The sequence below is a fragment of the Ralstonia mannitolilytica genome (assembly GCF_000954135.1).
In the GTDB taxonomy this organism is placed as follows: Bacteria; Pseudomonadota; Gammaproteobacteria; order Burkholderiales; family Burkholderiaceae; genus Ralstonia; species Ralstonia mannitolilytica.
In genome coordinates, this window is record NZ_CP010800.1 from 41,222 (window position 1) to 62,231 (window position 21,010).

Genomic DNA, 21,010 nt, shown 5'->3' on the forward strand with positions numbered 1-21,010 from the left:
CGACAAGTCAAATGACCACGCATAAGCACGTTAAGACAGCATTGGCAGTTGCCTTGGCCGTTGTCGGCATCAACGCCGCGTCGGCACAGGAATCTACAGCTACCTACGACGCCATGGCGCCAAGCTCGGGCGCCGACACTCAGCCAGCAGCCCGCGGCTCGATGCAGGGCATGGACCACGGCTCGATGCAGGGCATGGACCACGGCTCGATGCAGGGCATGGACCATGGCTCGATGCAAATGCAAGGCGGCTCGGCGCCACCTGATGCACGGGATCCGAATGCATACTCGGGTGGATATCAACTGGGTGTTGGCAAGTACGCGCTGAGCAACACCCGCCAACTCATGATGGCCGATGAACACAATTTCGGATCGTTCTTAATTGATCGCCTGGAGTGGGTGCGGGGGCCCAACTCCAATGCCGCGTCTTATGAGGCCCAAGCGTGGTACGGAAGCACTTACAACAAGGTCGTGCTGAAGGCGGAAGGCGATGTGAAAAAAGGTCGACTCGAGGAGGCGCGTACCGAGTTGCTATGGGGGCATGCGATCACGACGTTCTGGGACACCCAGCTTGGGATTCGCAATGACGTTGGCTCGGGGCGTCCAGCGCGGAACTGGGCGGCTTTCGGTGTGCAAGGTCTGGCGCCATACTGGTTCAACATCCAGGCCACTGCATACGTTGGTAACAGTGGTCGTACCGCCCTGCGGTTGTCCACGGAGTATGAGTTGCTGCTGACTCAGCGCCTCATCCTACAACCGCGCGTGGAGGCGAACCTCTACGGAAAGAATGATCCGGCTTTGGAGATCGGCAGCGGCCTGTCCAGCGCTAGCGTCGGATTGCGTTTGCGTTACGAGTTCAGTCGGCAATTCGCGCCTTACATCGGCGTCGAGCGGTATCAGACTTTTGGCAACACCGCCAACATGATTCGGGCAGATGGCGGCCGAAGCGGTGAGACCCGATTTGTGGCAGGCCTGCGTGTTTGGTACTAGCCATTCTCTATTTACACCACCAGGAGGTATTGACATGTTGACCCCTCGTTACATCGCAAGCATCGCTGTCGCGGCATCGGCCATTTTCGCCAGCACGGCCGCATTCGCGCATCCTAAGCTGCTGTCTTCGACGCCTGCTGACAAAGCGGAAGTCGCCGCGCCGGCAAAGATCGAGCTTAAGTTCTCGGAAAATCTCTCGACGCAATTCTCGGGGGCTAATCTCGTTATGACGGAGATGCCTGGCATGTCCAGTCACGACGCCATGAAAGTCGCCGCGAAGGTCGCCGCCGACGATGACCCCAAGACGATGGTCATCACGCCCGCACAGCCGCTGATGACGGGAACCTACAAGGTCGAATGGCGTGCTGTCTCGTCGGATACGCACCCGATGACGGGAAACTTCTCGTTCAAGGTGAAGTAAAGTTATGGCAGACGACTGGCTCAATATCGCCCTGCGCTTTGCGCTGTACGTGGATCTGACGATCCTGTTTGGAGTCTCGCTGTTCGGTGCTTACGCCTTGCGCCCCGATCATCGGAGCTCAGCGATTGCGCGCCGGTATGTCTGCGCCATTGGCGTCGCCGCAGCTTCCGGTATTGTGCTGTCTCTCTGGAGTATCGTAGTGACGGCCAAAGCGATGACCGGTGCCGCCGAATACGCGGAGTTGAGCAGCCACGTCTTCGGCATGATGCTGAGTAGCACTGCGGTTGGCATTGGGTGGTTGGTTCGTATCGCAGCCCTGGCGGCTTGTTTAATCATCGTCATGTGTGTGCGTAGGATGCCAACTCTGCACTTTGATATCTTTGCTGTTCTGGGGGCGGTAGCGCTGGCAACAGTGGCCTGGGCAGGGCATGGCGCGATGCACGACGGTTCGCGTGGATACGTCCACATCACGGCCGACATCGCCCACTTGTTAGCCGCGGGTGCATGGGTTGGATCGCTGACAGCGTTTGTGTTGCTTGCGCGGGCGCAGCAGGCGGCTTCATTGGAGTCGGTGGAAATCCTCAACCACACGTCCAACGGCTTCGCCCGTCTTGGGACATTGATTGTCGCCACGCTGCTCGCAACGGGCGTCGTCAACTATCTGTTGATCGTGGGCCCAACAATCGACGGGTTGGCCACTTCGGCATACGGCGTCCTGTTGTTGGCCAAGTTGGCACTGTTTGGGCTTATGCTCGGGCTGGCGGCAGCCAACCGTTACCTGTTGAGTCCGCAACTTGAAATCGCAATGCGCAGCGGCGACCACGCTGGCGCAGTCATGACACTGCGCCGCAGCCTGCTCACGGAGGCCAGCCTCGCCGTCGTGATACTTGCTTTGGTTGCGTGGCTCGGGGTGCTTTCTCCGCCTGGGACCTAATTCCGTCATTTTCGTGTAGCCATTCAACGCTCCATGACAACGCCATTGAACTCGCAGTCTATATCCGCGTCTAGGCGATCTCTGATGGTCGGCCTGGCTCTCTTGCCTGCCATAGCTTTGGCGCAGAAGTCTGAGCCAAAGCCTACATTCCAAGTTTGGAAGACGCCGGGTTGTGGATGCTGCAAGGATTGGTTGTCCCACCTGCGGGACAACGGATTCGATGTAGTCACACACGACGTCGAAGACACCGTCGAGGCTCGACGCAAGACAGGCATTCCCGATCGCTACGCCTCGTGCCATACGGCAGCCGTGCAGGGCTATGCCGTGGAAGGCCATGTGCCTGCGCGCGAGATCAAGCGCCTATTGCGGGAACGCCCTAAGGCAATCGGGCTGGCGGTCCCCAGCATGCCCATCGGTGCGCCTGGCATGGACGGTCCGGCGTACGGTAATCGACGTATGCCGTACAACGTATTACTGATCGGTTTGGATGGGACATCCACTGTGTTCCAAGCGTACAGCTGAACGAATAGAAGACGTTGGCCGTGAAAACGATGGGTTCACCATGTATGTGGCCAACAAATCTGGCGATACACCGACGCAATCACTGGTTGGCTCACCAGGAGCGGTCATGAGGAACATGTCGGTGGCCGACCTGCCTGCCGATGTACTCGCGGCAATGGCTCTCGTCTTCGTCACATGGATTGTTCTCCTAGTGGGTTTCGCTTGGTACCTGCGCCGCAAACATGGCGTAAGACGGCACGCAGACGCGCGTGCCGCTATTCATGGCCGCCGTAGTAAGAAACCACGTCGACGCGCTTTGCGACGAAGCTCTGGGAACCCATGATCTGCCGCAGGTTCCAGGGTGCCTTGTGTCACGCACCGCTAGGAATTCGCCGTGTTTCTCGCCGCTGACTACAGCGTTCGAGCGATAGCTTCGATCGGCTTGATCCCCACGCCAAAACGCGCAATGCTATCTCGGTGTTCGGTGAGACTGGTATAGGGAACATAGCGAATGCCTAGTTCTGCAACCCTGCGGAAAGCGGGACGTGCGAGTTGGGCGCGCACGTCCGCCTCTCTGGCATCTGGAGCCACCAGGAATAGGTGTTTCCTTGTCGCTTGATCTGTGCCCAAAGCCAGATCTAGCAGTCGTACGATGCCCGAGTAGATGGATGTGGTGTGTTCGACCTCGAAGGCAGCTTCCACTTCCAGCGAGACAGCGTTCAGCCAGACGACATCGATGAGAGGCACGGTGTCAGCGCCTGAAACCAAAAGTGAATTCGGCAATGTTGCCAGGCAGCCCTCGCTGAGCACGCCGCCATTGTAGGGGCGGCTGCGGTCGTTGGTCGCCACCCAGACCGCGAAGCCCAATGCCTTGCCAAGATCGCGCAACCAGCCTTGCACCTCTGTATGAGAGGCATCGTCGGTTCGGCCTGCTTGAAGTTGCTTGGCGAAGGAGGCTGCTTCCTCGCGGGCCTTAGCCAGATCCTTCTCCCACTCAGCAATCGTGGTAGCGCCACCCTCTTGCGGCGGAGCTGGATAGCGCTCCATTCCGATATCGAACAGCAGTCCGGCAATCGCACCCAGGTCATTGGACAGCAGGTCGCGGTAGCGTCCATTCAGGGACAGCACGCCCTCGCGCATGGCCAAGTAGTGGTCCCATTTGCCGAGCTTGACACGAGAGCCCGTCAGCGCGTTGTATCCATTGACGATCGCAGTGTTGAAGGGAACCGCCAAAGTTGGGTGGATGAAATACAGCAGGTTGGCAACGGCTGGGCCCAGCCCCTTGATGCCGTGCCGGTTCAACTGCTGAATCGCTTGAACTACCTCTTGCTCGGTATCGCAGCAATTGCACGTATGCAGCAGTCTGGCGAACGCTCGCTGATGATCTGCGTTCTCGTAGATGTCCGGAATACGCAACTTGGGTTTCCAGAGGAATGCGTGGTCCGCCCCCTTGAAGATTTGGCGCTGCTCGGCAATCGCGGAGACCACGGTTTCGAGAGAGGATCCGCGATAGGCGTTGCCAAATGTCCCAGCCTGGATCTCGTTGACCACCGTACTAATGCCACGCCGGATGGAGCGGAAATTCTTGAGGCGCTCGGGCCAGAGAAACCACGTCTGGAAAGTTCCGTCTCTGTCAGGCTTCCATCGCTCAATGAGCGTTCTTGTTAAATCGGTCATGCAAAATCCACTATTTTTATCGTGGCACTGTCCGATCGGGACAGTGTATGTACTTTCCGGCACCGTTTCAATGCTGATTCGACAGAGTTAAAGCGACCTATTCACCGCCAATCTCCGCGTGCCATCCACGAAAAAAAGGTGCCAGGATTGCGACAAACGCAGTGCTTGTTAACAAAACTGTAATCGCAGCGACAGGGTGCTGTCGTCGTCTACAACGTAGAATTTAGCAGCATGGATGCATTCTCAGCATTTGTGCGGAGCACGTCATGAACCTCATGCGGGCCCTCCAAAGCGCCCTCATGCTCTTGCTGCTAGGTTTCGCGTCTGGGTGTACATCCGTCGCTACGACGCCAGCGCAGTTTGGGCATCCAGTCGCAATTGCACATGCGAGCCGAACAATTATTTTGACTCCACGCATCAGATACGTGCATGTGTACACTGGTGAAACAGTTGCTTTCCGGATTGGGGAAAAGGAAATTGGCTGGATGTTCACGGCCCCAACAATCGGAGGTGGCCAACCAATCGATATGGGCTCGATCTTTCCTGATATTCCTGAGGCAAAGGGCATCGCGATTTTTATTGAGCGGAGCAATCTTTACAGGGCAGGATAATCGGTCGCGATGGGAAAGGCGAAGCGCCGCAAGATGGCGCGCGGCTACAACCTCCGCTTCATGTGGTTCACATTCTTGGGATGACATGCCGATTTTAGCTTGACGAGAGCGAGACCTCGATTGACGAGTATCGAATGTTGTCGCTTTCCCCTACTTGACCACAATCTTTCCGATCATTCCGGCTTCGTAATGCCCTGGTACAAGGCAAGCAAAATCAACCATGCCGGGTTCATCGAATCGCCAAATGAGTGCTCCTTGTTGGCCAGGCTCGAGCGCGAGATGCTTTCCAATAGTGTGGTGGCTCATCTCCGGCATCTTGCGCATCATCTCGGCATGCTCCTTTAAGTCGGCAGCGGTGCCGATCACCAGTTCATGGTGTACTTTGCCAATGTTCTCGACAACGAAGCGCACAGTCTCCCCCACTTTGACGGTGAGCGTGGTCGGTTGGAAACGCATGTCATCGCTCATAGTCACATTGATGGTACGCGTCACCTTTTGAGGATCTCCAGGCTGGCCTGCCTTCGGCGCGGGTTCGCTGGAATTGGAACCGAGACCTTCGAGTTGATTCGCCGCACCAAAGGCGGCTAGGGGCGCAAAACTCAGTGCTAGGATGGAGCGAGAAAACCTGTTCATGAGCCTCTCCCTTTTGGAAAGCGGTTGAAATACTTGGTGCGGCTCGACGTTGCCGCGGGGTGGGCGGAAGCCGTTCGCCAAAACGGGGCCCGCCTCTACCGAATCGCGTTGGCTTGGCGACAAAAACTCGGCCCGTGGCATCAATGATAGATCTTGGAACACTCGCCCGTCGATCGGCAGTTACCCATCAGCAGGGGCAACATCAATTGCAATGAGACGCGTGCTGGTTGAAGCTCGCCAGTTGCGCTGGGAGAAAATCCGCTCGAGAAAGAGGGGGCACAGCGAAGACCAAGCTTTCTTTCGGACGGGGCGGCTAGGCGTGCAGATCCCGGTCTTCAAGCTTGATCGTCGGTGATGAGCTGAAGCGGAGCGCGTAATGTCAATCAGATATCCCGTGATTACTGAAGGCGGGTACGTTTTGCGGGCGTGCAGCGCGCTGGCACTGGCGGCGATGGTCAGTGGCTGCACAACTGCTTACGAAGGCAAATATGAGTACGCCGAAGGCTGGCGGCTAGGCGTGATCGTAAGAACCGGCACGCTCGCCGACATGGCCCCTGTGGAGGCAATGTGCTCGCTTGCAGACCAGAGCAGCACGGCACGCTTTGCCTATGTGCAGTTCATCTTTGGGCCGACCCACGGCAAGTTTCTTTACAGCGGACCACACCAACGCCATGTCATCGTGCCGCTGCCGCAAGGGGGTGGGCTGCACGAAGGCGCGCGCGTCTACATAAATCTCCAGGATTGCAACCAAGCGGCTGTTCCCGCATCCGCAACTACTCCATAGGCTGCGCGCTCACGGGGTAGCGTCGTCAGTCCGAGTTGGGCCGGGTGAATCCTCAAGAGCCTGCCTCCTTTGCCGCCGCCGCGAGAATACGTCTAGCGTGCGCCATAAACGCCTGTGCCGGTAGCGAAAGAGGCACACTGGCCGCCTGCAACGCCAGCGTCCGGAAACGGATCTTCTTGTCCAAGGGGCGAAACGCCGCGCCTCGCGCGTCCAGCTCGCTCAATGCGAGCGGGTTCACAAGGCCAATGCCGACGCCATTCTTCGCCAGCGACGCGACGGTGATCGAGTAGGGGGTCTCGCAGGCCAAGCGCAACGTCCGTCCGTCCACTGCCAGCAACTCGTCGAGTTGACGGCGCGTCGTATCCCGGCGTGACAGGGCGATGAACGGGTGATCGCATAGATCGGAGAGCTTCACGCGTCGTTGGCGTGCCAATGGATGGTTGACCGGCATCGCGACCACCGCGTTGGTTGTCACGATGGGTGTGGCGGTCAATCCTTCGAGTTCGACCTCATCAGCGGCGAAGCCGATATCGCACTGGCCTCGCGCGACCTGATCACGCACCTGCACGGAGCTGCCAATCTCGAATCGGACCAGCACATCAGGAAAGTCCTTGCGCAAGGCGGCAATGATTCTTGGCATCAGACCCAGGCCGAGAGCAGGCAAACAAGCCACGGCAATGCTTCCGCCTGATCCAGAGCGCAGTTGAGTCGCGTACTGCTGCAGATGATCCAGGCCGGCATAGGCACGCTCAATTTCCGCAAACCACAGCTTCGCTTCCGGCGTCGCTCGCAACCGCGAACGCTCTCGCTCAAACAAGCGCATCTGCAGGCTTGCTTCGAGCTGGGCGAGCAACCGGCTGACCGCGGGTTGCGAGGTATGCATGTACTGAGCCGCGCGGGCAGTCGTGCCCGTCAACATGATCGCGCGGAACGCCTCTATCTGTCTGTGGTTCATATCGATTTTGAATTGACTTGAGTCAACTTGGCATTGGAAAGAATAGACCGAGTGCAGGATACTCGCCAGTCATCAGGGGGTCGTCTCAGAAAACGGAAAATAAAGCACGCTAAGGCGTAACTACCCTCGGCTACACCGCGTCGGCACCACGCGGCTCTTTCTCCCCTTGCAGCGAAGCAATCAGCGGGCAAGAAACGTTCCCTTGCCGCGCATGGCAGGCGAACACAAGTTCGGATAGCACGGTTTCCATGCGCGCCAGGTCGGTCATTTTTTCGCGCACGTCCTTGAGCTTGTGCTCGGCCAGGCTGCTGGCTTCCTCGCAGTGGGTGCCGTCATCCAGCCTCAGCAGCTCTGCGATCTCGTCGAGGCTGAATCCGAGCCGCTGGGCTGATTTCACGAAGCGCACCCGCATCACATCCGCCTCGCCATAGCGGCGGATGCTGCCATAGGGCTTGTCCGGCTCCGGCAACAAGCCCTTGCGCTGATAGAACCGGATTGTTTCCACGTTGACCCCGGCCGCCTTGGCGAAAACGCCAATAGTCAGATTCTCCAAATTTTTTTCCATATCGCTTGACTCCGTACATTGGTACGGAAGTAAGCTTAAGCTATCCAATCCAGATTTGAAAGGACAAGCGTATGTCTGAACCACAAAACGGGCGCGGCGCGCTCTTCGCCGGTGGGCTGGCCGCCATTCTTGCGTCGGCCTGCTGCCTGGGGCCGCTGGTTTTGATCGCCTTGGGGTTCAGCGGGGCATGGATCGGCAACCTGACGGTGCTGGAACCCTATCGCCCGATCTTCATCGGCGCAGCGCTGGTCGCGCTGTTTTTCGCCTGGCGGCGCATCTACCGCCCGGCGCAAGCCTGCAAACCGGGTGAGGTCTGCGCGATTCCCCAAGTGCGAGCTACTTACAAGCTCATTTTCTGGATCGTGGCCGCGCTGGTCCTGGTCGCGCTCGGATTTCCCTACGTCATGCCATTTTTCTATTAATCACAGGAGTTCATCATGAAAAAACTGTTTGCCTCTCTCGCCATCGCTGCCGTTGTTGCCCCCGTGTGGGCCGCCACCCAGACCGTCACGCTGTCCGTACCGGGCATGACCTGCTCCACCTGCCCGATCACCGTCAAAAAGGCGATTTCCAAGGTCGAAGGCGTCAGCAAAGTTGACGTGACCTTCGAGCCACGCGAAGCGGTTGTCACCTTTGATGATGCCAAGACCAGCGTGCAGAAGCTGACCAAGGCAACCGGAGACGCGGGCTATCCGTCCAGCGTCAAGCAGTAAGTCACTGAAAACGGCACCGCAGCACATCTGACGCCATTGGCTGGCGCCACAAACGATAAAGGATTTGTCGCATGACCCATCTAAAAATCACCGGTATGACCTGCGACTCGTGCGCGGCGCACGTCAAGGACGCGCTGGAGAAAGTGCCCGGCGTGCAGTCGGCGTTGGTGTCCTATCCGAAGGGCACAGCGCAACTCGCCACTCTGCCGGGCACGTCACCGGACGCGCTGACTGCCGCCGTGGCTGGCCTGGGCTACAAAGCGATGCTCGCCGATGCCCCGCCGACCGACAACCGCACTGGGCTGTTCGACAAGGTGCGCGGCTGGATGGGTGCCGCCGACAAGGGCAGCGGCGGCGAGCGCCCGTTGCAAGTCGCCGTGATCGGCAGCGGTGGAGCCGCGATGGCGGCAGCACTGAAGGCCGTCGAGCAAGGCGCGCAGGTCACGCTGATTGAGCGCGGCACCATCGGCGGCACCTGCGTCAACGTCGGTTGTGTGCCGTCCAAGATCATGATCCGCGCCGCCCACATCGCCCATCTGCGCCGGGAAAGCCCATTCGACGGCGGCATGCCACCCACACCGCCGACGATCTTGCGCGAGCGGCTGCTGGCCCAGCAGCAGGCCCGTGTCGAAGAACTCCGTCATGCCAAGTACGAAGGCATCCTGGACGGCAATTCAGCCATCACCGTTGTGCACGGTGAGGCGCGCTTCAAGGACGACCAGAGCCTTACCGTCCGTTTGAACGAGGGTGGCGAGCGCGTCGTGATGTTCGACCGCTGCCTGGTCGCCACGGGTGCCAGCCCGGCGGTCCCGCCGATTCCGGGCTTGAAAGAGTCACCCTACTGGACTTCCACCGAGGCCCTGGCGAGCGACACCATTCCCGAACGCCTTGCCGTAATCGGCTCGTCGGTGGTGGCGCTGGAGCTGGCGCAAGCCTTTGCCCGGCTGGGCAGCAAGGTCACGGTCCTGGCGCGCAATACCTTGTTCTTCCGTGAAGACCCGGCCATCGGCGAGGCGGTGACAGCCGCTTTCCGTGCCGAGGGCATCGAGGTGCTGGAGCACACGCAAGCCAGCCAGGTCGCCTATATCAATGGTGAAGGGGACGGCGAATTCGTGCTCACCACGGCGCACGGTGAATTGCGCGCCGACAAACTGCTGGTTGCCACCGGTCGGACACCGAACACGCGCAGCCTCGCGCTGGACGCAGCGGGGGTCACTGTCAATGCGCAAGGTGCCATCGTCATCGACCAAGGCATGCGCACGAGCAACCCGAACATCTACGCGGCCGGCGACTGCACCGACCAGCCGCAGTTCGTCTATGTGGCGGCAGCGGCCGGCACCCGTGCCGCGATCAACATGACCGGCGGCGATGCGGCGCTCGACCTGACCGCAATGCCGGCCGTGGTGTTCACCGATCCGCAAGTGGCGACCGTGGGCTACAGCGAGGCGGAAGCCCACCACGACGGGATCGAGACCGACAGCCGCACCTTGACCTTGGACAACGTGCCGCGTGCGCTCGCCAACTTCGACACACGCGGCTTCATCAAGTTGGTTATCGAGGAAGGCAGCCATCGGCTGATCGGCGTACAGGCGGTCGCGCCGGAAGCGGGTGAACTGATCCAGACGGCGGCTCTGGCCATTCGCAACCGCATGACGGTGCAGGAACTGGCCGACCAGTTGTTCCCCTACCTGACGATGGTCGAGGGGTTGAAGCTCGCGGCGCAGACCTTCAACAAGGATGTGAAGCAGCTTTCCTGCTGCGCCGGGTGAGAAAAAGGAGGTGTTCAATGAACGCCTACACGGTGTCCCGGCTGGCTCTTGATGCCGGGGTGAGCGTGCATATCGTGCGCGACTACCTGCTGCGCGGATTGCTGCGCCCGGTGGCGTGCACACCAGGCGGCTACGGCTTGTTCGATGACCCCGCCTTGCAACGGCTGTGCTTCGTGCGGGCGGCCTTCGAGGCGGGCATCGGCCTCGACGCGCTGGCGCGGCTGTGCCGGGCGCTGGATGCGGCGGACGGCGACGAAGCGGCCGCGCAGCTTGCCCTGCTGCGTCAGTTCGTCGAGCGTCGGCGCGAAGCGTTGGCCGATCTGGAAGTGCAGTTGGCCACCCTGCCGACCGAGCCGGCACAGCACGCGGAGAGTCTGCCATGAACAACCCCGAGCGCTTGCCGACCGAGACACACAAGCCGTTCACCGGCTACCTGTGGGGTGCGCTGGCGGTGCTCACCTGTCCCTGTCATTTGCCGATTCTCGCCATTGTGCTGGCCGGCACGACGGCCGGCGCGTTCATCGGCGAGCACTGGGGTATTGCAGCCCTCACGCTGACCGGCTTGTTTGTCCTGTCTGTGACGCGGCTGCTGCGGGCCTTCAGAGGTCGATCATGAGCGCTTCCCAGCCAATTGAATGGACAGTGGCGCAACTGGCGCAGGCGGTCGAGCGCGGGCAGCTTGAGCTGCACTACCAACCTCGATGACTTGCGCCGCCTCGTACAAAAGCTGACCAAGCGCGGCGTGCGCATCGAGTTCGTCAAGGAAAGCCTGACCTTCAAGTTCAGGCCGCTACGACCGTTGCAACCGGCTTAGCGTGCTTTATTTTCCGTTTTCTGAGGCGACCCCTTCTTGGGGCCGCCGAAGGTCAGGTTGGGGCAGCGCTCGGGCAGGTGGATGAAGCCGATCGGCTTGCCGTGCGCGTTGAAGACCTTCACGCCGTCGTGATCGGCCGAGTTCACGCCCACGCGCCCATCGGAGCCCCAGCCGCACCACAGGTTGCCGTCCTTGTCGACACGAAAGCCGTCCAGCGCGCCGGGGCCGTTGGCATCGATGAGCTTGGTCTTGTTGCTGGCCGTGCCGTCGGGCGCGATGTCGTAGCTCCAGATGCTGCGCGACGGCGTGCCCTTCCACTCCACGACGTACAGCTTCTTCTCGTCCGGAGAGAACGCGAGGCCGTTCGGGTTGACGAGGTCCGTGATGACCGCGCGAATGCTGCCGTTCGGGTCGATGCGATAGACGTTGGTGGTGGCCTGTTCGGGCTGGGCCTTGAAGCCCTCCCAGTTGCCGTTGATGCCGAACGTCGGGTCGGTGAACCACACGCTGTCATCGGACTTGACCACCACGTCGTTCGGCGCGTTCAGGCGCTTGCCCTGGTACTGGTCCGCCAGCACGGTGATGCGGCCGTCGTGCTCGGTGCGGGTGACGCGGCGCGTGACGGAGTGCTCGCAAGTGACGAGCCGCCCCTGCCGGTCGCGCGTATTGCCGTTGGCGTAGTTCGACGGCTCGCGGAACACGCTGAACGCGCCGTTCGTCTCGTCGTACTTCATGATCCTGTTGTTCGGGATGTCGCTCACCAGCAGGTAGCGGCCGGCCGGAAAGTACACCGGCCCTTCGGCCCAGCGCATGCCCGTGGCGAGCTGCTCGACCGAGCTGCTGTAGAGCCGGTACTTGAGGAAGCTCGGATCCAGCACCTCGACCGCCACATCGGGGTAGCGCGCGTTCGGCTTGAAGCCTTCGATCTTCTGCGCAGCCGCCAGGCCGCTGGCCGCCGCCAGGCCCGCGCCCGCCATGCGTTTGAGAAACGTGCGGCGACCGACTTCCGTGCTTTCCATGGACATGCTTGTCTCCAGAGTTGTCGTCAGCCCTCCTGTTCCAAGGGCGAGCCGATTCTTGCACCGCCAATCTTTCCGCTTCAAGATAAGGTCTGACTCAATCCATACCCGTTTTGAATCGATGTTTGAACTGAGCCAACTCCGCTGCTTCGTCGCCGTGGCCGAAGAACTGCACTTCGGGCGCGCGGCGGAGCGCCTGCACATGACGCAGCCGCCGCTCTCACGCCAGGTGCGCCTGCTCGAACACCAGGTCGGCACCGAGCTGCTCGAGCGCAACAGCCGCTCGGTCAAGCTGACGGCGGCCGGGCGCAGCTTTCTGCCGGATGCGTCGCGCATCCTGCGCCTGGCAGACGAAGCGGCAGCCACGGCACGGCGCGTGGCCACGGGGGCCGCAGGCGCACTGGCGATCGGTTTCACGGCATCGGTAGGGTATGGAAAGCTGCCGTCGCTGGTCAGCGCGGTGCGGGCCGCTTCGCCCGGCGTGCGATTGACGCTGAAGGAAATGGTGAGCGGCGCGCAGCTGGCCGCGCTCGATGCGCGGGAAATCGACGTGGGCCTGCTGCGCCCGCCGGTGGAGCATGGCGAGCTGGTTGCGACGCCGTGCTCGCAGGAAGCGCTGGTCATTGCACTGCCGGAAGCCGTGGCCGACCGATGGCCGCAGCGCCCCAGCCTGCGCGATTGCGAGGGCCAGCCGCTGCTGATGTATTCACCGTACGAGGCGCGCTATTTCCACCAGATGGTGAGCGGCCTGTTCGAACGCGCGGAGGTGCTGCCCGACATCGTCGAGTACGTCAGCCAGATCCATTCGATGCTGGCGCTGGTGCGTGCGGGCATTGGCGTGGCGCTCATCCCCGCCGCCGCCTCGATGCTGCATTTCGAAGGCGTGGTCTATCGCCCCGTCCGCACCACGCCCGCCAAGCCCGTCGAACTGTGGATGGCCTATCGCAAGGACAACGACAACCCGGTGTTCAACCTGCTCAAGGGCGTGCTGCACGCGGCGCTGTCTGAGCGGCGCTGAGCTCACGCGGCACTGCGCTTGCTGCACCCGATGGCGATTCCCACTCGTGTGGAGACGCCATGATTGACGCATCCCTTTCTCTTCGACGCCCAACCTTGTGGGCGCTCGCCCTGACGGCCGGGCTTGCAGCCGTGCTGTCTCACCCCGCGCAGGGCAAGCTGCCGCCGCCGTCCCCTGTCGAGCAGGCGGCCGCAGCGCAGCAGGCCGAGACCGAACGCGCCCAGAAAGCCCAGGAACAGGCCAAGCTGACCGAGGTACAGGACCGCCTGGCGGCCCGCTTCGGCAAGAGCGGCAACCAGGCTCCCGATGCCGTGACATCGACCACCGAACTGCCCAAGGCGGTGGCAGAGGCCCCAGGCTCCACCGGGCCGCATGGCGGGTCGCGACCGAGCGCAGAATCGCACTCGGGCAGCGCACGCTAGGCCGTCAGCGGAAACCCCGCGTCAAACGTGGACGCCACGTCCAGCCGCTGTTTGAGCAGCCCGACCTTGACGTAGAAATCGGCCGTGCGCTGCTGCTCGGCAATGATCGATGCATCGATGGGGCGCCACACCGTCTGACGCCGCGCAAACTGCAGCCGTGCGGCCTCCGGGGCAATACCGATGATGCGCGCCAGCGTGGCCGAGAAGCTGTCGACATGCTGGTACGACCACGCCTGCGCACGTACCACACGCTGCAGGAAATCGCGCAGCACCTCGCGCTTGGCAGCCAGCGCCGCGTCGGTGGCGGCCAGGTAGCTCAGGCCCGACCACAGCCCCCGCCCGCTCACCAGCACGCGCGCGTGGCGGGCGGTCTCGGCCATCGCCGTGTAGGGCTCCCAGGTCGACCACGCATCGATCGAACCGTTGACGAGCGCCAGCTTGGCATCGGCGGGCGGCAGAAAACGGAAGTTGGCGTCGTCCGGCCCCAGCCCGGCAGATTCCAGCGCCTTGAGCGCCACGAAATGCCCGATCGACCCGCGATTGGTGCCGATTGATTTGCCCTTCAGATCAGCCGCCGTCTTCAGCGCGGAATCGGGCCGCACGAGCACGGCGGTGCCGTATGGGTCCGACCGGTTGGCGCCGATCAGCTTGATGCGCGTGCCGGCGGCCAGCGCAAAGATGGCCGGTGCATCGCCGATCGGCCCCAGGTCCACGGCCCCGGCATTGAGCGCTTCGGCCAGCGGTGCCGCAGCCGGAAACTCCGTCCACTGGATCTCGTACGGCACGCCCTTGAGCGCATCTGCGGCCTCAAGCAGCGCACGCAGGCCGCCTTTCTGGTCGCCGGCCTTGAGGACGGGGCGTGACTGCAGCGATTGCGCGAAGGACAGCGCAGGCGCGGCGGCCAGCGCCAGGCCGGATTGGAGCAAACGTCGTCGGGAAGTGGACATGTCGATGGCCTGTCGGTCTGATGTGTGGGTCAATCAATGAATGAAGCCGCCCTTCACGTAGCGCACGGGTTCGGCATCCATGCGGGCGATCAGGGCGTCGAGGCCGCCGGTGGGCGATCCGACGGTTTCACGGTGGGTGGAGGTGCACAGGAAATCCGCATCGGACCACGCGGTGCCAGGCTGCCCGCGCGCACGCAGCCAGCCGTCGCGATCGGCCAGCAGTTGCGTGCCGGCAAACGCCTGCGGCGCGGTGCCGGCAATGGCGGCGAAGACCGGCCACGCCTCGGGGCTCGCCGCCACGCAGCGCACCTGGAACGGACGCACCGGCGCGGGAAGCTTGCCGTCTGGCGTGACGAGGAGCGTCTGGAAGCGCGGGTCTTCCAGGGGAATCCGGTCCGCCGTGTCGACGGCCACCACGCGCACGCGCTGGCCGTTGCGCCATGCAGCCAGCGGCGTGGGCGGCGCGTCGCCGCAACGTACGGGCAGCGCGGGAATCGCCACCGGCACCGGCCATCCGCCGGCACGCACGCCGCCGCTGGCAGCCAGCACGTTCATGTAGTCGAGCGCGGCCCAGAGGTCTGCGTCGCTCAGTCGATTGGCAAAGGCCGGCATGGTGGCGTTGCCGTGCGCATCGTGCATGCCGTGCGCGATATGCCAGAACAGCTCGCCATCGGCACGGCGACCGAGGAGCGGGCCCACGACCGTGGGCGGCCAGCGTGTGAGCGTGGCGGCCAGCGGCCCTTCGCCGCGGCCGTCTGTGCCGTGGCAGCTTGCGCATGCGGCGTGGTAGACGTGTGCGCCCTGCGTGATCGACGCCAGCGAGAACGCGGTCGGGCTCACATGGAAGCTCGTCGGCACGGCGGCCGAAAACACCACCGCCGAGGGCCAGGGCGCCACCACGAGCAAGCCCGCCGCCACACCAAACGACACCGCGCGCCAGCGACGCACGAGCAAGGCCGTGCACACAGCCAACAAGGCAAGTACCACAACGATCAGCGTGAGCCCGAGTTGCCGTGCCTGCCCGAGGTCGATCAGCAACGTCTCGCCGGCAATGCGGACGGCCCAGGGCCACGCGGGCTGGCCATGCACGTCGCCTGTCAGTCCCAACGCGCGCCAGACGGTGAGCACACTGTGCTGCGCCCATTGCAGGAAGACGAGCAGCGCGTTGAGCCACACCGTTGGCGGCGGGCCGCTCATGATGCTTCGGTCATCTACCAGCTCTCGGCCAGCCCGAGATGGCGGAGCGCCTCATGCCGCAATGCGCCGAGCCTCGGATCGCCACGGTGGCGCGGATACGGCAGGTCGACCGTCAGCTCCGCCGCGATGCGCGCCGGGCGCGGGCTGAAGATGACGACGCGCTGCGCCAGGAACAGCGCCTCTTCCACATCGTGCGTGACCAGCACCGTCGAAAACCGCGCGCGCTGCCAGAGCGACACGAGCTCGCTCTGCATGGCCAGCCGCGTGAGCGAGTCCAGCTTGCCCAGCGGCTCATCCAACACCAGCAGCTGCGGATCGTTGACGAGCGCACGGGCCAGCGCCACACGCTGCGCCATGCCGCCCGACAGCTCGTGCGGAAACGCGCGGTGGAAGCCGCCGAGGCCAACGCGCTCGAGCGCATCGTCCACGCGGTCGCGCTCGGCCTTGAGCACGCCGCGCGCCTGCAACCCGAGGGCCACGTTGTCCCACACGCGCCGCCACGGGTACAGCGTCGGATCCTGGAAGACGACGATGCGCGATGGGTCCGGCGCGGTGATCGGCACATCGTCCTGCAGGATGCGGCCGCGCGTGGGCGGCTCCAGCCCGGCAATCAGCCGCAGCAGCGTCGACTTGCCGCAACCGCTCGGCCCGAGCAGCGCGACGAACTCGCCGGGCTGCACGGTCAGGCTCACGTTGTCGAGCACCTGCAACGGATTGGCCTGGCTGCCGAACCAGTGGCTCACGTCCTGCACGTCGATCCGCGCCCCGTTCTTCGACGATGGCACCGGCGCCTCGATCGTCGCCTCGCGTTCGAGCACGGCTACCATTTCAGCGTCCCCTGCTGCCAGACCAGGGCGCGGTCCCGCACCTTGAACAGCAGCGTGATGATGCTCGAGAAGAGCAGCGCCATGACGATCAGTGCGGCATACATGTTCACGTACGAGGCCCAGCCCTGTGCCCACGTCAGGTACCAGCCCAGGCCCGATTTCACGCCCATCATCTCGGCGGTCACCAGCACGGTGAACGACGCACCCAGGCCCATGAACAGGCCCACGAACACCTGCGGCAGCGCCGCCGGAATCGCCACGCGCAGCACCAGGAAGGCGTTGGATGCCCCCAGCGTGCGCGCGACGTCGTAATACCGCTTGCCCACGCCCGCCACGCCCGACCACGTCAGCACCGCCACGGGAAAGCCCGACGCCAGCGCAATGAGGAACGCCGCCGCCGAATAGCTCGACGGAAAGAAGTAGAACGTGATCGGCAGCAGCGCCGTGGCAGGCAGCGGCCCCAGAACGCGCAAGACCGGATGCACCCAGTAGCCCACGGCACGCGACCATCCGATCGACACGCCCACCAGGAAGCCCGTGAGTGCGCCGAGGAAGTAGCCGATGCCCAGCAGCTTGAGCGTGTTGACCACGCTGCTGCCCAGGCGCGGCCAGTCTTCGGTATAGACCTCGATCAGCGCCTGGGGCGGCGCGAAGAACGGCGTGGGCAACACGCCCGACTTGGCCGTCAACGCCTCCCACAATGCCAGCACAGCGGCCACCGCAACCAGCCATGGACCCGCCGGCTGCACTGCCTCCTGCACGGCGCGCAGCGGCACGACATACGCCCCGGCCACCGCAAGCACGAGCAGCGCAATGCCGGCCGCCAGCGCCGTCATGCCAAGCTCGGTCGTGAACGCCCAATCGCTGAAGCCCACCACGTGGTTTGGCCAGCGCCACGTCACCAGCCCGAATGCCGCCCACGCGATGGCCGCCGCCACGCCCGTGCGCCAGACACGGCCGCCGGCTGCGGCGCCCGCCAGCGGATGGGCCAGCGCGCCCGGTGCCTCCAAGGTTTGGGGGATCGTGCTCATGTCGATGTGCTCCTCATGTGCGCAGGGCCGGCTCAGGCCAGCACGTTGACGTACACGTGCTGCGCCAGGCGCTGCGGGTCGGTCGTCTTCTTGATGACGCCAATGCGGCGGAAGTCTTCCGCATAGAAGGCGATCTCGTCGCGCAGGTCGACGCCCGTGGGGTGATGCGTGTAGGTGAGCGTGGCGTAGAGCTTGCGCAGGTCGTCCAGCGCCACCTTGGGCGAGTACTTGGCAAACACCTTGGCCGCCTCGTTCGGGTTTTCGTTGACGAAGTCGGTGGCCTGCACAATGGCGCGGGCCAGTGCGGAGGCCGTCGGCCGGTCGTTGCGCACGAGCTCGCCGCGCGCGCCGATCACGCAGCAGACCTTGCGGGCGTATTCGCCGGAAAGGTTGGTTGCCAGCTCCACATAGGCGCCATGGGTCCGCTTCTCGAGCAGGTAGAGGTTCGGGTCGCCGTCGGCAATGGCCTGGATCTCACCCTTGTCGACGGCCACGCCCAGCAGGTCGGCCGGGTATTGGCGCCACGTGATGTCGCGGTCGGGATCAATGCCGTTCTTGGCCAGGAGGATGGTGAAGAAATGCTTGCCCGGCGCGGCCAGGTCGCTCACGCCTACAGTCTTGCCCTTGAGCGCCTGCAGGCTCGTCACGCCCGCCGCCTTGGCCCCGACCAGACGCACGCATCCGCCGTGCGAACTGCCGATGATCTTCACGTCAAAACCGGCCTCCAGCGGCTTGAGCCAGCGGTGGATCATGCCCACGGCAGCATCGGCCTTGCCGGTGGCAATGGATTCGAGCAGCTGGTCGGTCGAGCCGCTGTAGTTGATCAGGTCGACCTGCAGGCCGTTCTTCTCGAAGAAGCCCCGCTCCTGGGCCACCACGATCGGCGTCAGGCAGAACGAATTCTGGTTCCACGCAAACGTCAGCTTGCGCGGCTGCGAGTAGGCCTTGCGGCCCAGGATCAATGCCGGCCCCGCCAGCGCCGTGGCCGCCGCCGCATGCAATACCTTGCGGCGAGACAGATCCGCTGTGTCTTGGCTCATGAATGCTCCCCGTGATGATGCGTTTGGTGTCTTCTGTGCAGGTTCAATCGAGCAGGTCCGGCTCGGCGGCGACGAGGCCGGCGTAGAGGCTCTCGAAGGCGTGCAGTGCGCCCTCCTGTCCGCCCACCTGGCTGTGCGTGCGGCGCGCCGTGGCGGCATCGATGGGCTGCGGCGCGTGCGTCCTGCCGGCCGCTTCGGCCAGCAACTGCGTATGCGCAGCGTTGTCCAGCGCGATGTACCACCACGCTGCGGCTTCCACCGTCGGCCCGGCGGTGAGGATGCCGTGGTTCTTCAGGATGACGCCCTTGTGCGTGCCGCCGTCCGGCTTGCGCAGCGCGTGGGCGATGCGGTCCCCTTCGCTCGTGTCGACCACCATGCCGGTGAAGTCGTCAAAGAGCGCGTGGTCTTCGTAGAACGAGCACGCGTCCTGCGTGAGCGGATCGAGCAGCCGGCCCAGTGCAGACCACGCCTTGCCGTACGTCGAGTGCGTATGCGCCGCGGCCACGATGTGCGGATGCGCTTCGTGGATCGCCGCGTGGATCGCAAACGCCGCCTTGTTGAGCGGGCGGCTGCCGATAACCGTCTCTCCGCGCGCATTGACGAGCAACAGGTCCGAGACCTTGATGCGCGAGAAATGCACGCCGAGCGGGTTGACCCAGAAGTGGTCCGTCAACTCCGGATCGCGCGCGGTGATGTGGCCGGCCAGGCCAAGATCGAAGCCATGCCGCGCAAAGATGCGGAAGGCGCCGGCCAGCCGTTCCTGCCGGTGGCGCCGCTCCGCCTCCAGCGTCGGCCGTGTGGCGGGCGGATCAAACCAGAACTTCTGCTGCGGAACGGCGTTCAGCTTGAGGGCGCCCGGCGCCGGCCGGTCGATGCACAGAACGGCGCTCATGATTACGCCGCCTTGCGTTGCGCATCGCGCTGCGCAACCAGCTCGCGCACGCGCGGGATCAGCGTGCGGCCGTAGTCCACCACGTCTTCCAGCGGATCGAAGCCACGGATGAGGAACGTCGTGACGCCCAGGTCGTAGTAATCGAGCAGCGCGTCGGCCACCTGCTCGGGCGTGCCGACCAGCGCGGTGGAGTTGGAGCGCCCGCCGGTTTCCTTGGCGATGGCCGTCCACAAGCGCTTGTCGACGCGCTCGCCCTTGTCTGCTGCAGCGAGCAGGCGCCGGGCGCCCTCGCTCTGCTGCGGGCCGCCACGGCTGTAGCCCTGCTGCACGCGCAGCGCGCGCGTGCGTTCGAGGATGCCCTCCGCACGCTTCCACGCAGCGTCTTCCGTCTCTGCCAGGATCGGGCGGAACGATACCGAGAAGCGAATGCTGCGCCCATGCCGCGCGGCCTCCGCACGCACCCGCGTGGTCAGCTCACGCACCTGGTCGAGCGACTCGCCCCACAGCGCATAGACATCGGCGTGCTTGCCGGCCACTTCGATCGCCACATCCGATGCCCCGCCGAAGTAGATCGGCACATGAGGCTTCTGGGCAGGCTTGACCTCCGAGAAGCCCTGCTCGAAGCGATAGAACTGGCCTTCATGGTCGAACGGTTTGGCTTCCGTCCAGATGCGCCGCAGGATGCCGAGGTATTCGTCCGTGCGTGCGTAGCGTTGGTCGTGGTCGAGGTAATCGCCATCGCGGCGCTGCTCGCTGTCGGAGCCGCCCGAGATGAAGTGCACGCCCAGGCGTCCGCCGGTGAACTGATCGAGCGTGGCGATCTGTCGCGCGGCCAGCGTCGGGTTGGTGAAGCCCGGCCGGTGCGCGAGCATGAAGTGGATGCGCTCCGTCAGCGCGGCCGCATACGAGATCGTGAGCGTGGCGGAAGGCCCGGTCGAATGATGCGGCACCAGGATGCGATCAAAGCCGGCCTGCTCGTGGGCCTGGGCAAAGGCCCGCACATAGTCGCGGTCGACCACCGGCCCGTTGGGATCGGGCGGATGGATTTCCGACTGCTTCTGGGTCTGGATCATGCCGATGAAATCGACGCTCATGGTGGCTCCGTTTCCGCATATCGTTAGAAGGCCGGCGGGCATGCCGCGCCCTGCCGTGAATGCGAACGAAGTTACGCCACCGCCTGCGCTGCCAGAACGAATAATTTCAACGCTGCATATTCGGCATCGGTCGTTCGCCGCATCGGGCAACGCCGAT

The 21,010-nt window shown here is 63.5% G+C and carries 26 protein-coding genes; 14 read left to right on the forward strand and 12 right to left on the reverse strand.

The window, feature by feature from the left end:
* The first annotated feature begins 11 nt into the window (after positions 1–11).
* From TK49_RS16715 to TK49_RS16730, 4 genes are read left to right on the forward strand one after another with little or no spacing between them, the layout of a single operon-like run.
* Positions 12–989: a copper resistance protein B gene (locus TK49_RS16715; RefSeq protein ID WP_045218248.1), complete on the forward strand. Its 978-nt coding sequence runs from the start codon at positions 12–14 to the stop codon at positions 987–989.
* A gap of 34 nt (positions 990–1,023) precedes the next feature.
* On the forward strand, positions 1,024–1,410 hold the full coding sequence (gene copC, locus TK49_RS16720) for a copper homeostasis periplasmic binding protein CopC (protein WP_012755710.1): 387 nt from the start codon (positions 1,024–1,026) through the stop codon (positions 1,408–1,410).
* A 4-nt stretch (positions 1,411–1,414) separates the two neighbouring features.
* Positions 1,415–2,344 carry a copper homeostasis membrane protein CopD gene (gene copD / locus TK49_RS16725; RefSeq protein WP_012755711.1) on the forward strand — a complete coding sequence of 310 codons (930 nt, stop codon included), beginning with the start codon at positions 1,415–1,417 and terminating at the stop codon, positions 2,342–2,344.
* A gap of 33 nt (positions 2,345–2,377) precedes the next feature.
* Positions 2,378–2,866, forward strand: coding sequence for a DUF411 domain-containing protein (locus TK49_RS16730; RefSeq protein ID WP_024977761.1), 489 nt, complete (start codon positions 2,378–2,380; stop codon positions 2,864–2,866).
* Positions 2,867–3,256: 390 nt separating this feature from the next.
* Here TK49_RS16730 and TK49_RS16735 read toward each other — a convergent pair whose 3' ends face one another.
* On the reverse strand, positions 3,257–4,522 hold the full coding sequence (locus tag TK49_RS16735; RefSeq protein ID WP_012755713.1) for a hypothetical protein: 1,266 nt from the start codon (positions 4,520–4,522) through the stop codon (positions 3,257–3,259).
* Between the two features lie 266 nt (positions 4,523–4,788).
* Between TK49_RS16735 and TK49_RS16740 the strand changes: the two genes are divergently transcribed.
* Complete coding sequence (locus TK49_RS16740) at positions 4,789–5,133, forward strand: CzcE family metal-binding protein (RefSeq protein ID WP_021197777.1); 345 nt, start codon at positions 4,789–4,791, stop codon at positions 5,131–5,133.
* A gap of 150 nt (positions 5,134–5,283) precedes the next feature.
* Here TK49_RS16740 and TK49_RS16745 read toward each other — a convergent pair whose 3' ends face one another.
* Positions 5,284–5,766: a cupredoxin domain-containing protein gene (locus tag TK49_RS16745; RefSeq protein WP_012755714.1), complete on the reverse strand. Its 483-nt coding sequence runs from the start codon at positions 5,764–5,766 to the stop codon at positions 5,284–5,286.
* Positions 5,767–6,142: 376 nt separating this feature from the next.
* On the opposite strand from TK49_RS16745, the gene TK49_RS16750 reads away from it, so the two are divergent.
* Positions 6,143–6,550, forward strand: coding sequence for a hypothetical protein (locus tag TK49_RS16750; protein ID WP_012755715.1), 408 nt, complete (start codon positions 6,143–6,145; stop codon positions 6,548–6,550).
* A gap of 52 nt (positions 6,551–6,602) precedes the next feature.
* Here TK49_RS16750 and TK49_RS16755 read toward each other — a convergent pair whose 3' ends face one another.
* Entirely contained in the window at positions 6,603–7,505 is a 903-nt protein-coding gene (locus TK49_RS16755; protein WP_012755716.1) for a LysR family transcriptional regulator, read from the reverse strand.
* A 130-nt stretch (positions 7,506–7,635) separates the two neighbouring features.
* Entirely contained in the window at positions 7,636–8,070 is a 435-nt protein-coding gene (merR, locus tag TK49_RS16760; protein WP_045218251.1) for an Hg(II)-responsive transcriptional regulator, read from the reverse strand.
* Between the two features lie 71 nt (positions 8,071–8,141).
* Between merR and TK49_RS16765 the strand changes: the two genes are divergently transcribed.
* The 6 genes from TK49_RS16765 to TK49_RS25290 all read left to right on the forward strand — a co-directional run bounded on the left by TK49_RS16765 (position 8,142) and on the right by TK49_RS25290 (position 11,366).
* Positions 8,142–8,492 (forward strand): mercuric transport protein MerT, encoded by a 351-nt coding sequence (locus TK49_RS16765; protein WP_001294660.1) that lies wholly within the window; start codon positions 8,142–8,144, stop codon positions 8,490–8,492.
* Between the two features lie 15 nt (positions 8,493–8,507).
* On the forward strand, positions 8,508–8,783 hold the full coding sequence (merP, locus tag TK49_RS16770) for a mercury resistance system periplasmic binding protein MerP (protein ID WP_045218228.1): 276 nt from the start codon (positions 8,508–8,510) through the stop codon (positions 8,781–8,783).
* A gap of 71 nt (positions 8,784–8,854) precedes the next feature.
* Complete coding sequence (merA, locus tag TK49_RS16775; protein ID WP_045218229.1) at positions 8,855–10,552, forward strand: mercury(II) reductase; 1,698 nt, start codon at positions 8,855–8,857, stop codon at positions 10,550–10,552.
* Between the two features lie 17 nt (positions 10,553–10,569).
* Positions 10,570–10,935, forward strand: a complete 366-nt coding sequence (gene merD, locus TK49_RS16780; RefSeq protein WP_045218230.1) for a mercury resistance co-regulator MerD — start codon at positions 10,570–10,572, stop codon at positions 10,933–10,935.
* A complete protein-coding gene (merE, locus tag TK49_RS16785) occupies positions 10,932–11,168 on the forward strand; it encodes a broad-spectrum mercury transporter MerE (RefSeq protein WP_045218231.1) in 237 nt (78 codons plus the stop codon). The genes merD and merE overlap by 4 nt, the downstream gene beginning before the upstream one ends.
* A 63-nt stretch (positions 11,169–11,231) precedes the next feature.
* Entirely contained in the window at positions 11,232–11,366 is a 135-nt protein-coding gene (locus TK49_RS25290; RefSeq protein ID WP_476727116.1) for a hypothetical protein, read from the forward strand.
* Here the strand turns inward: TK49_RS25290 and TK49_RS16790 are convergent.
* Positions 11,363–12,391 (reverse strand): SMP-30/gluconolactonase/LRE family protein, encoded by a 1,029-nt coding sequence (locus TK49_RS16790; RefSeq protein WP_045218254.1) that lies wholly within the window; start codon positions 12,389–12,391, stop codon positions 11,363–11,365. The two genes, TK49_RS25290 and TK49_RS16790, sit on opposite strands and share 4 nt — an antisense overlap.
* A 115-nt stretch (positions 12,392–12,506) precedes the next feature.
* Between TK49_RS16790 and TK49_RS16795 the strand changes: the two genes are divergently transcribed.
* Both TK49_RS16795 and TK49_RS16800 read left to right on the forward strand, forming a co-directional pair.
* Positions 12,507–13,403: a LysR family transcriptional regulator gene (locus TK49_RS16795; RefSeq protein ID WP_045218256.1), complete on the forward strand. Its 897-nt coding sequence runs from the start codon at positions 12,507–12,509 to the stop codon at positions 13,401–13,403.
* Between the two features lie 59 nt (positions 13,404–13,462).
* Positions 13,463–13,825 carry a hypothetical protein gene (locus tag TK49_RS16800; RefSeq protein WP_045218258.1) on the forward strand — a complete coding sequence of 121 codons (363 nt, stop codon included), beginning with the start codon at positions 13,463–13,465 and terminating at the stop codon, positions 13,823–13,825.
* On the opposite strand, the gene TK49_RS16805 is transcribed toward TK49_RS16800, so the two are convergent.
* From TK49_RS16805 to TK49_RS16835, 7 genes are read right to left on the reverse strand one after another with little or no spacing between them, the layout of a single operon-like run.
* Complete coding sequence (locus TK49_RS16805) at positions 13,822–14,772, reverse strand: ABC transporter substrate-binding protein (RefSeq protein ID WP_045218260.1); 951 nt, start codon at positions 14,770–14,772, stop codon at positions 13,822–13,824. The two genes, TK49_RS16800 and TK49_RS16805, sit on opposite strands and share 4 nt — an antisense overlap.
* 33 nt (positions 14,773–14,805) lie before the next feature.
* The gene (locus TK49_RS16810) at positions 14,806–15,969 is read right to left on the reverse strand and encodes a c-type cytochrome (protein WP_045218262.1); all 1,164 of its coding nucleotides are present in this window, start codon (positions 15,967–15,969) and stop codon (positions 14,806–14,808) included.
* Between the two features lie 14 nt (positions 15,970–15,983).
* Positions 15,984–16,796 carry an ABC transporter ATP-binding protein gene (locus TK49_RS16815; RefSeq protein ID WP_045218268.1) on the reverse strand — a complete coding sequence of 271 codons (813 nt, stop codon included), beginning with the start codon at positions 16,794–16,796 and terminating at the stop codon, positions 15,984–15,986.
* Entirely contained in the window at positions 16,790–17,827 is a 1,038-nt protein-coding gene (locus tag TK49_RS16820) for an ABC transporter permease (protein ID WP_045218274.1), read from the reverse strand. Before TK49_RS16820 ends, TK49_RS16815 begins: the two co-directional genes overlap by 7 nt.
* Before the next feature lie 32 nt (positions 17,828–17,859).
* Complete coding sequence (locus tag TK49_RS16825; protein WP_045218275.1) at positions 17,860–18,867, reverse strand: ABC transporter substrate-binding protein; 1,008 nt, start codon at positions 18,865–18,867, stop codon at positions 17,860–17,862.
* A gap of 43 nt (positions 18,868–18,910) precedes the next feature.
* Entirely contained in the window at positions 18,911–19,759 is an 849-nt protein-coding gene (locus TK49_RS16830) for a class II aldolase/adducin family protein (RefSeq protein WP_045218276.1), read from the reverse strand.
* A 2-nt stretch (positions 19,760–19,761) separates the two neighbouring features.
* Entirely contained in the window at positions 19,762–20,853 is a 1,092-nt protein-coding gene (locus tag TK49_RS16835; protein WP_045218278.1) for an LLM class flavin-dependent oxidoreductase, read from the reverse strand.
* Between the last annotated feature and the right edge of the window lie 157 nt (positions 20,854–21,010).

What these genes read in the sequence shown, in the direction of transcription:
- TK49_RS16715 (WP_045218248.1), top strand. Translation starts at nt 12, where the DNA reads ATGACCACGCATAAGCACGTTAAGACAGCATTGGCAGTTGCCTTGGCC.
- copC (WP_012755710.1), top strand. Translation starts at nt 1,024, where the DNA reads ATGTTGACCCCTCGTTACATCGCAAGCATCGCTGTCGCGGCATCGGCC.
- copD (WP_012755711.1), top strand. Translation starts at nt 1,415, where the DNA reads ATGGCAGACGACTGGCTCAATATCGCCCTGCGCTTTGCGCTGTACGTG.
- TK49_RS16730 (WP_024977761.1), top strand. Translation starts at nt 2,378, where the DNA reads ATGACAACGCCATTGAACTCGCAGTCTATATCCGCGTCTAGGCGATCT.
- TK49_RS16735 (WP_012755713.1), bottom strand. Translation starts at nt 4,522, where the DNA reads ATGACCGATTTAACAAGAACGCTCATTGAGCGATGGAAGCCTGACAGA.
- TK49_RS16740 (WP_021197777.1), top strand. Translation starts at nt 4,789, where the DNA reads ATGAACCTCATGCGGGCCCTCCAAAGCGCCCTCATGCTCTTGCTGCTA.
- TK49_RS16745 (WP_012755714.1), bottom strand. Translation starts at nt 5,766, where the DNA reads ATGAACAGGTTTTCTCGCTCCATCCTAGCACTGAGTTTTGCGCCCCTA.
- TK49_RS16750 (WP_012755715.1), top strand. Translation starts at nt 6,143, where the DNA reads ATGTCAATCAGATATCCCGTGATTACTGAAGGCGGGTACGTTTTGCGG.
- TK49_RS16755 (WP_012755716.1), bottom strand. Translation starts at nt 7,505, where the DNA reads ATGAACCACAGACAGATAGAGGCGTTCCGCGCGATCATGTTGACGGGC.
- merR (WP_045218251.1), bottom strand. Translation starts at nt 8,070, where the DNA reads ATGGAAAAAAATTTGGAGAATCTGACTATTGGCGTTTTCGCCAAGGCG.
- TK49_RS16765 (WP_001294660.1), top strand. Translation starts at nt 8,142, where the DNA reads ATGTCTGAACCACAAAACGGGCGCGGCGCGCTCTTCGCCGGTGGGCTG.
- merP (WP_045218228.1), top strand. Translation starts at nt 8,508, where the DNA reads ATGAAAAAACTGTTTGCCTCTCTCGCCATCGCTGCCGTTGTTGCCCCC.
- merA (WP_045218229.1), top strand. Translation starts at nt 8,855, where the DNA reads ATGACCCATCTAAAAATCACCGGTATGACCTGCGACTCGTGCGCGGCG.
- merD (WP_045218230.1), top strand. Translation starts at nt 10,570, where the DNA reads ATGAACGCCTACACGGTGTCCCGGCTGGCTCTTGATGCCGGGGTGAGC.
- merE (WP_045218231.1), top strand. Translation starts at nt 10,932, where the DNA reads ATGAACAACCCCGAGCGCTTGCCGACCGAGACACACAAGCCGTTCACC.
- TK49_RS16790 (WP_045218254.1), bottom strand. Translation starts at nt 12,391, where the DNA reads ATGTCCATGGAAAGCACGGAAGTCGGTCGCCGCACGTTTCTCAAACGC.
- TK49_RS16795 (WP_045218256.1), top strand. Translation starts at nt 12,507, where the DNA reads ATGTTTGAACTGAGCCAACTCCGCTGCTTCGTCGCCGTGGCCGAAGAA.
- TK49_RS16800 (WP_045218258.1), top strand. Translation starts at nt 13,463, where the DNA reads ATGATTGACGCATCCCTTTCTCTTCGACGCCCAACCTTGTGGGCGCTC.
- TK49_RS16805 (WP_045218260.1), bottom strand. Translation starts at nt 14,772, where the DNA reads ATGTCCACTTCCCGACGACGTTTGCTCCAATCCGGCCTGGCGCTGGCC.
- TK49_RS16810 (WP_045218262.1), bottom strand. Translation starts at nt 15,969, where the DNA reads ATGAGCGGCCCGCCGCCAACGGTGTGGCTCAACGCGCTGCTCGTCTTC.
- TK49_RS16815 (WP_045218268.1), bottom strand. Translation starts at nt 16,796, where the DNA reads ATGGTAGCCGTGCTCGAACGCGAGGCGACGATCGAGGCGCCGGTGCCA.
- TK49_RS16820 (WP_045218274.1), bottom strand. Translation starts at nt 17,827, where the DNA reads ATGAGCACGATCCCCCAAACCTTGGAGGCACCGGGCGCGCTGGCCCAT.
- TK49_RS16825 (WP_045218275.1), bottom strand. Translation starts at nt 18,867, where the DNA reads ATGAGCCAAGACACAGCGGATCTGTCTCGCCGCAAGGTATTGCATGCG.
- TK49_RS16830 (WP_045218276.1), bottom strand. Translation starts at nt 19,759, where the DNA reads ATGAGCGCCGTTCTGTGCATCGACCGGCCGGCGCCGGGCGCCCTCAAG.
- TK49_RS16835 (WP_045218278.1), bottom strand. Translation starts at nt 20,853, where the DNA reads ATGAGCGTCGATTTCATCGGCATGATCCAGACCCAGAAGCAGTCGGAA.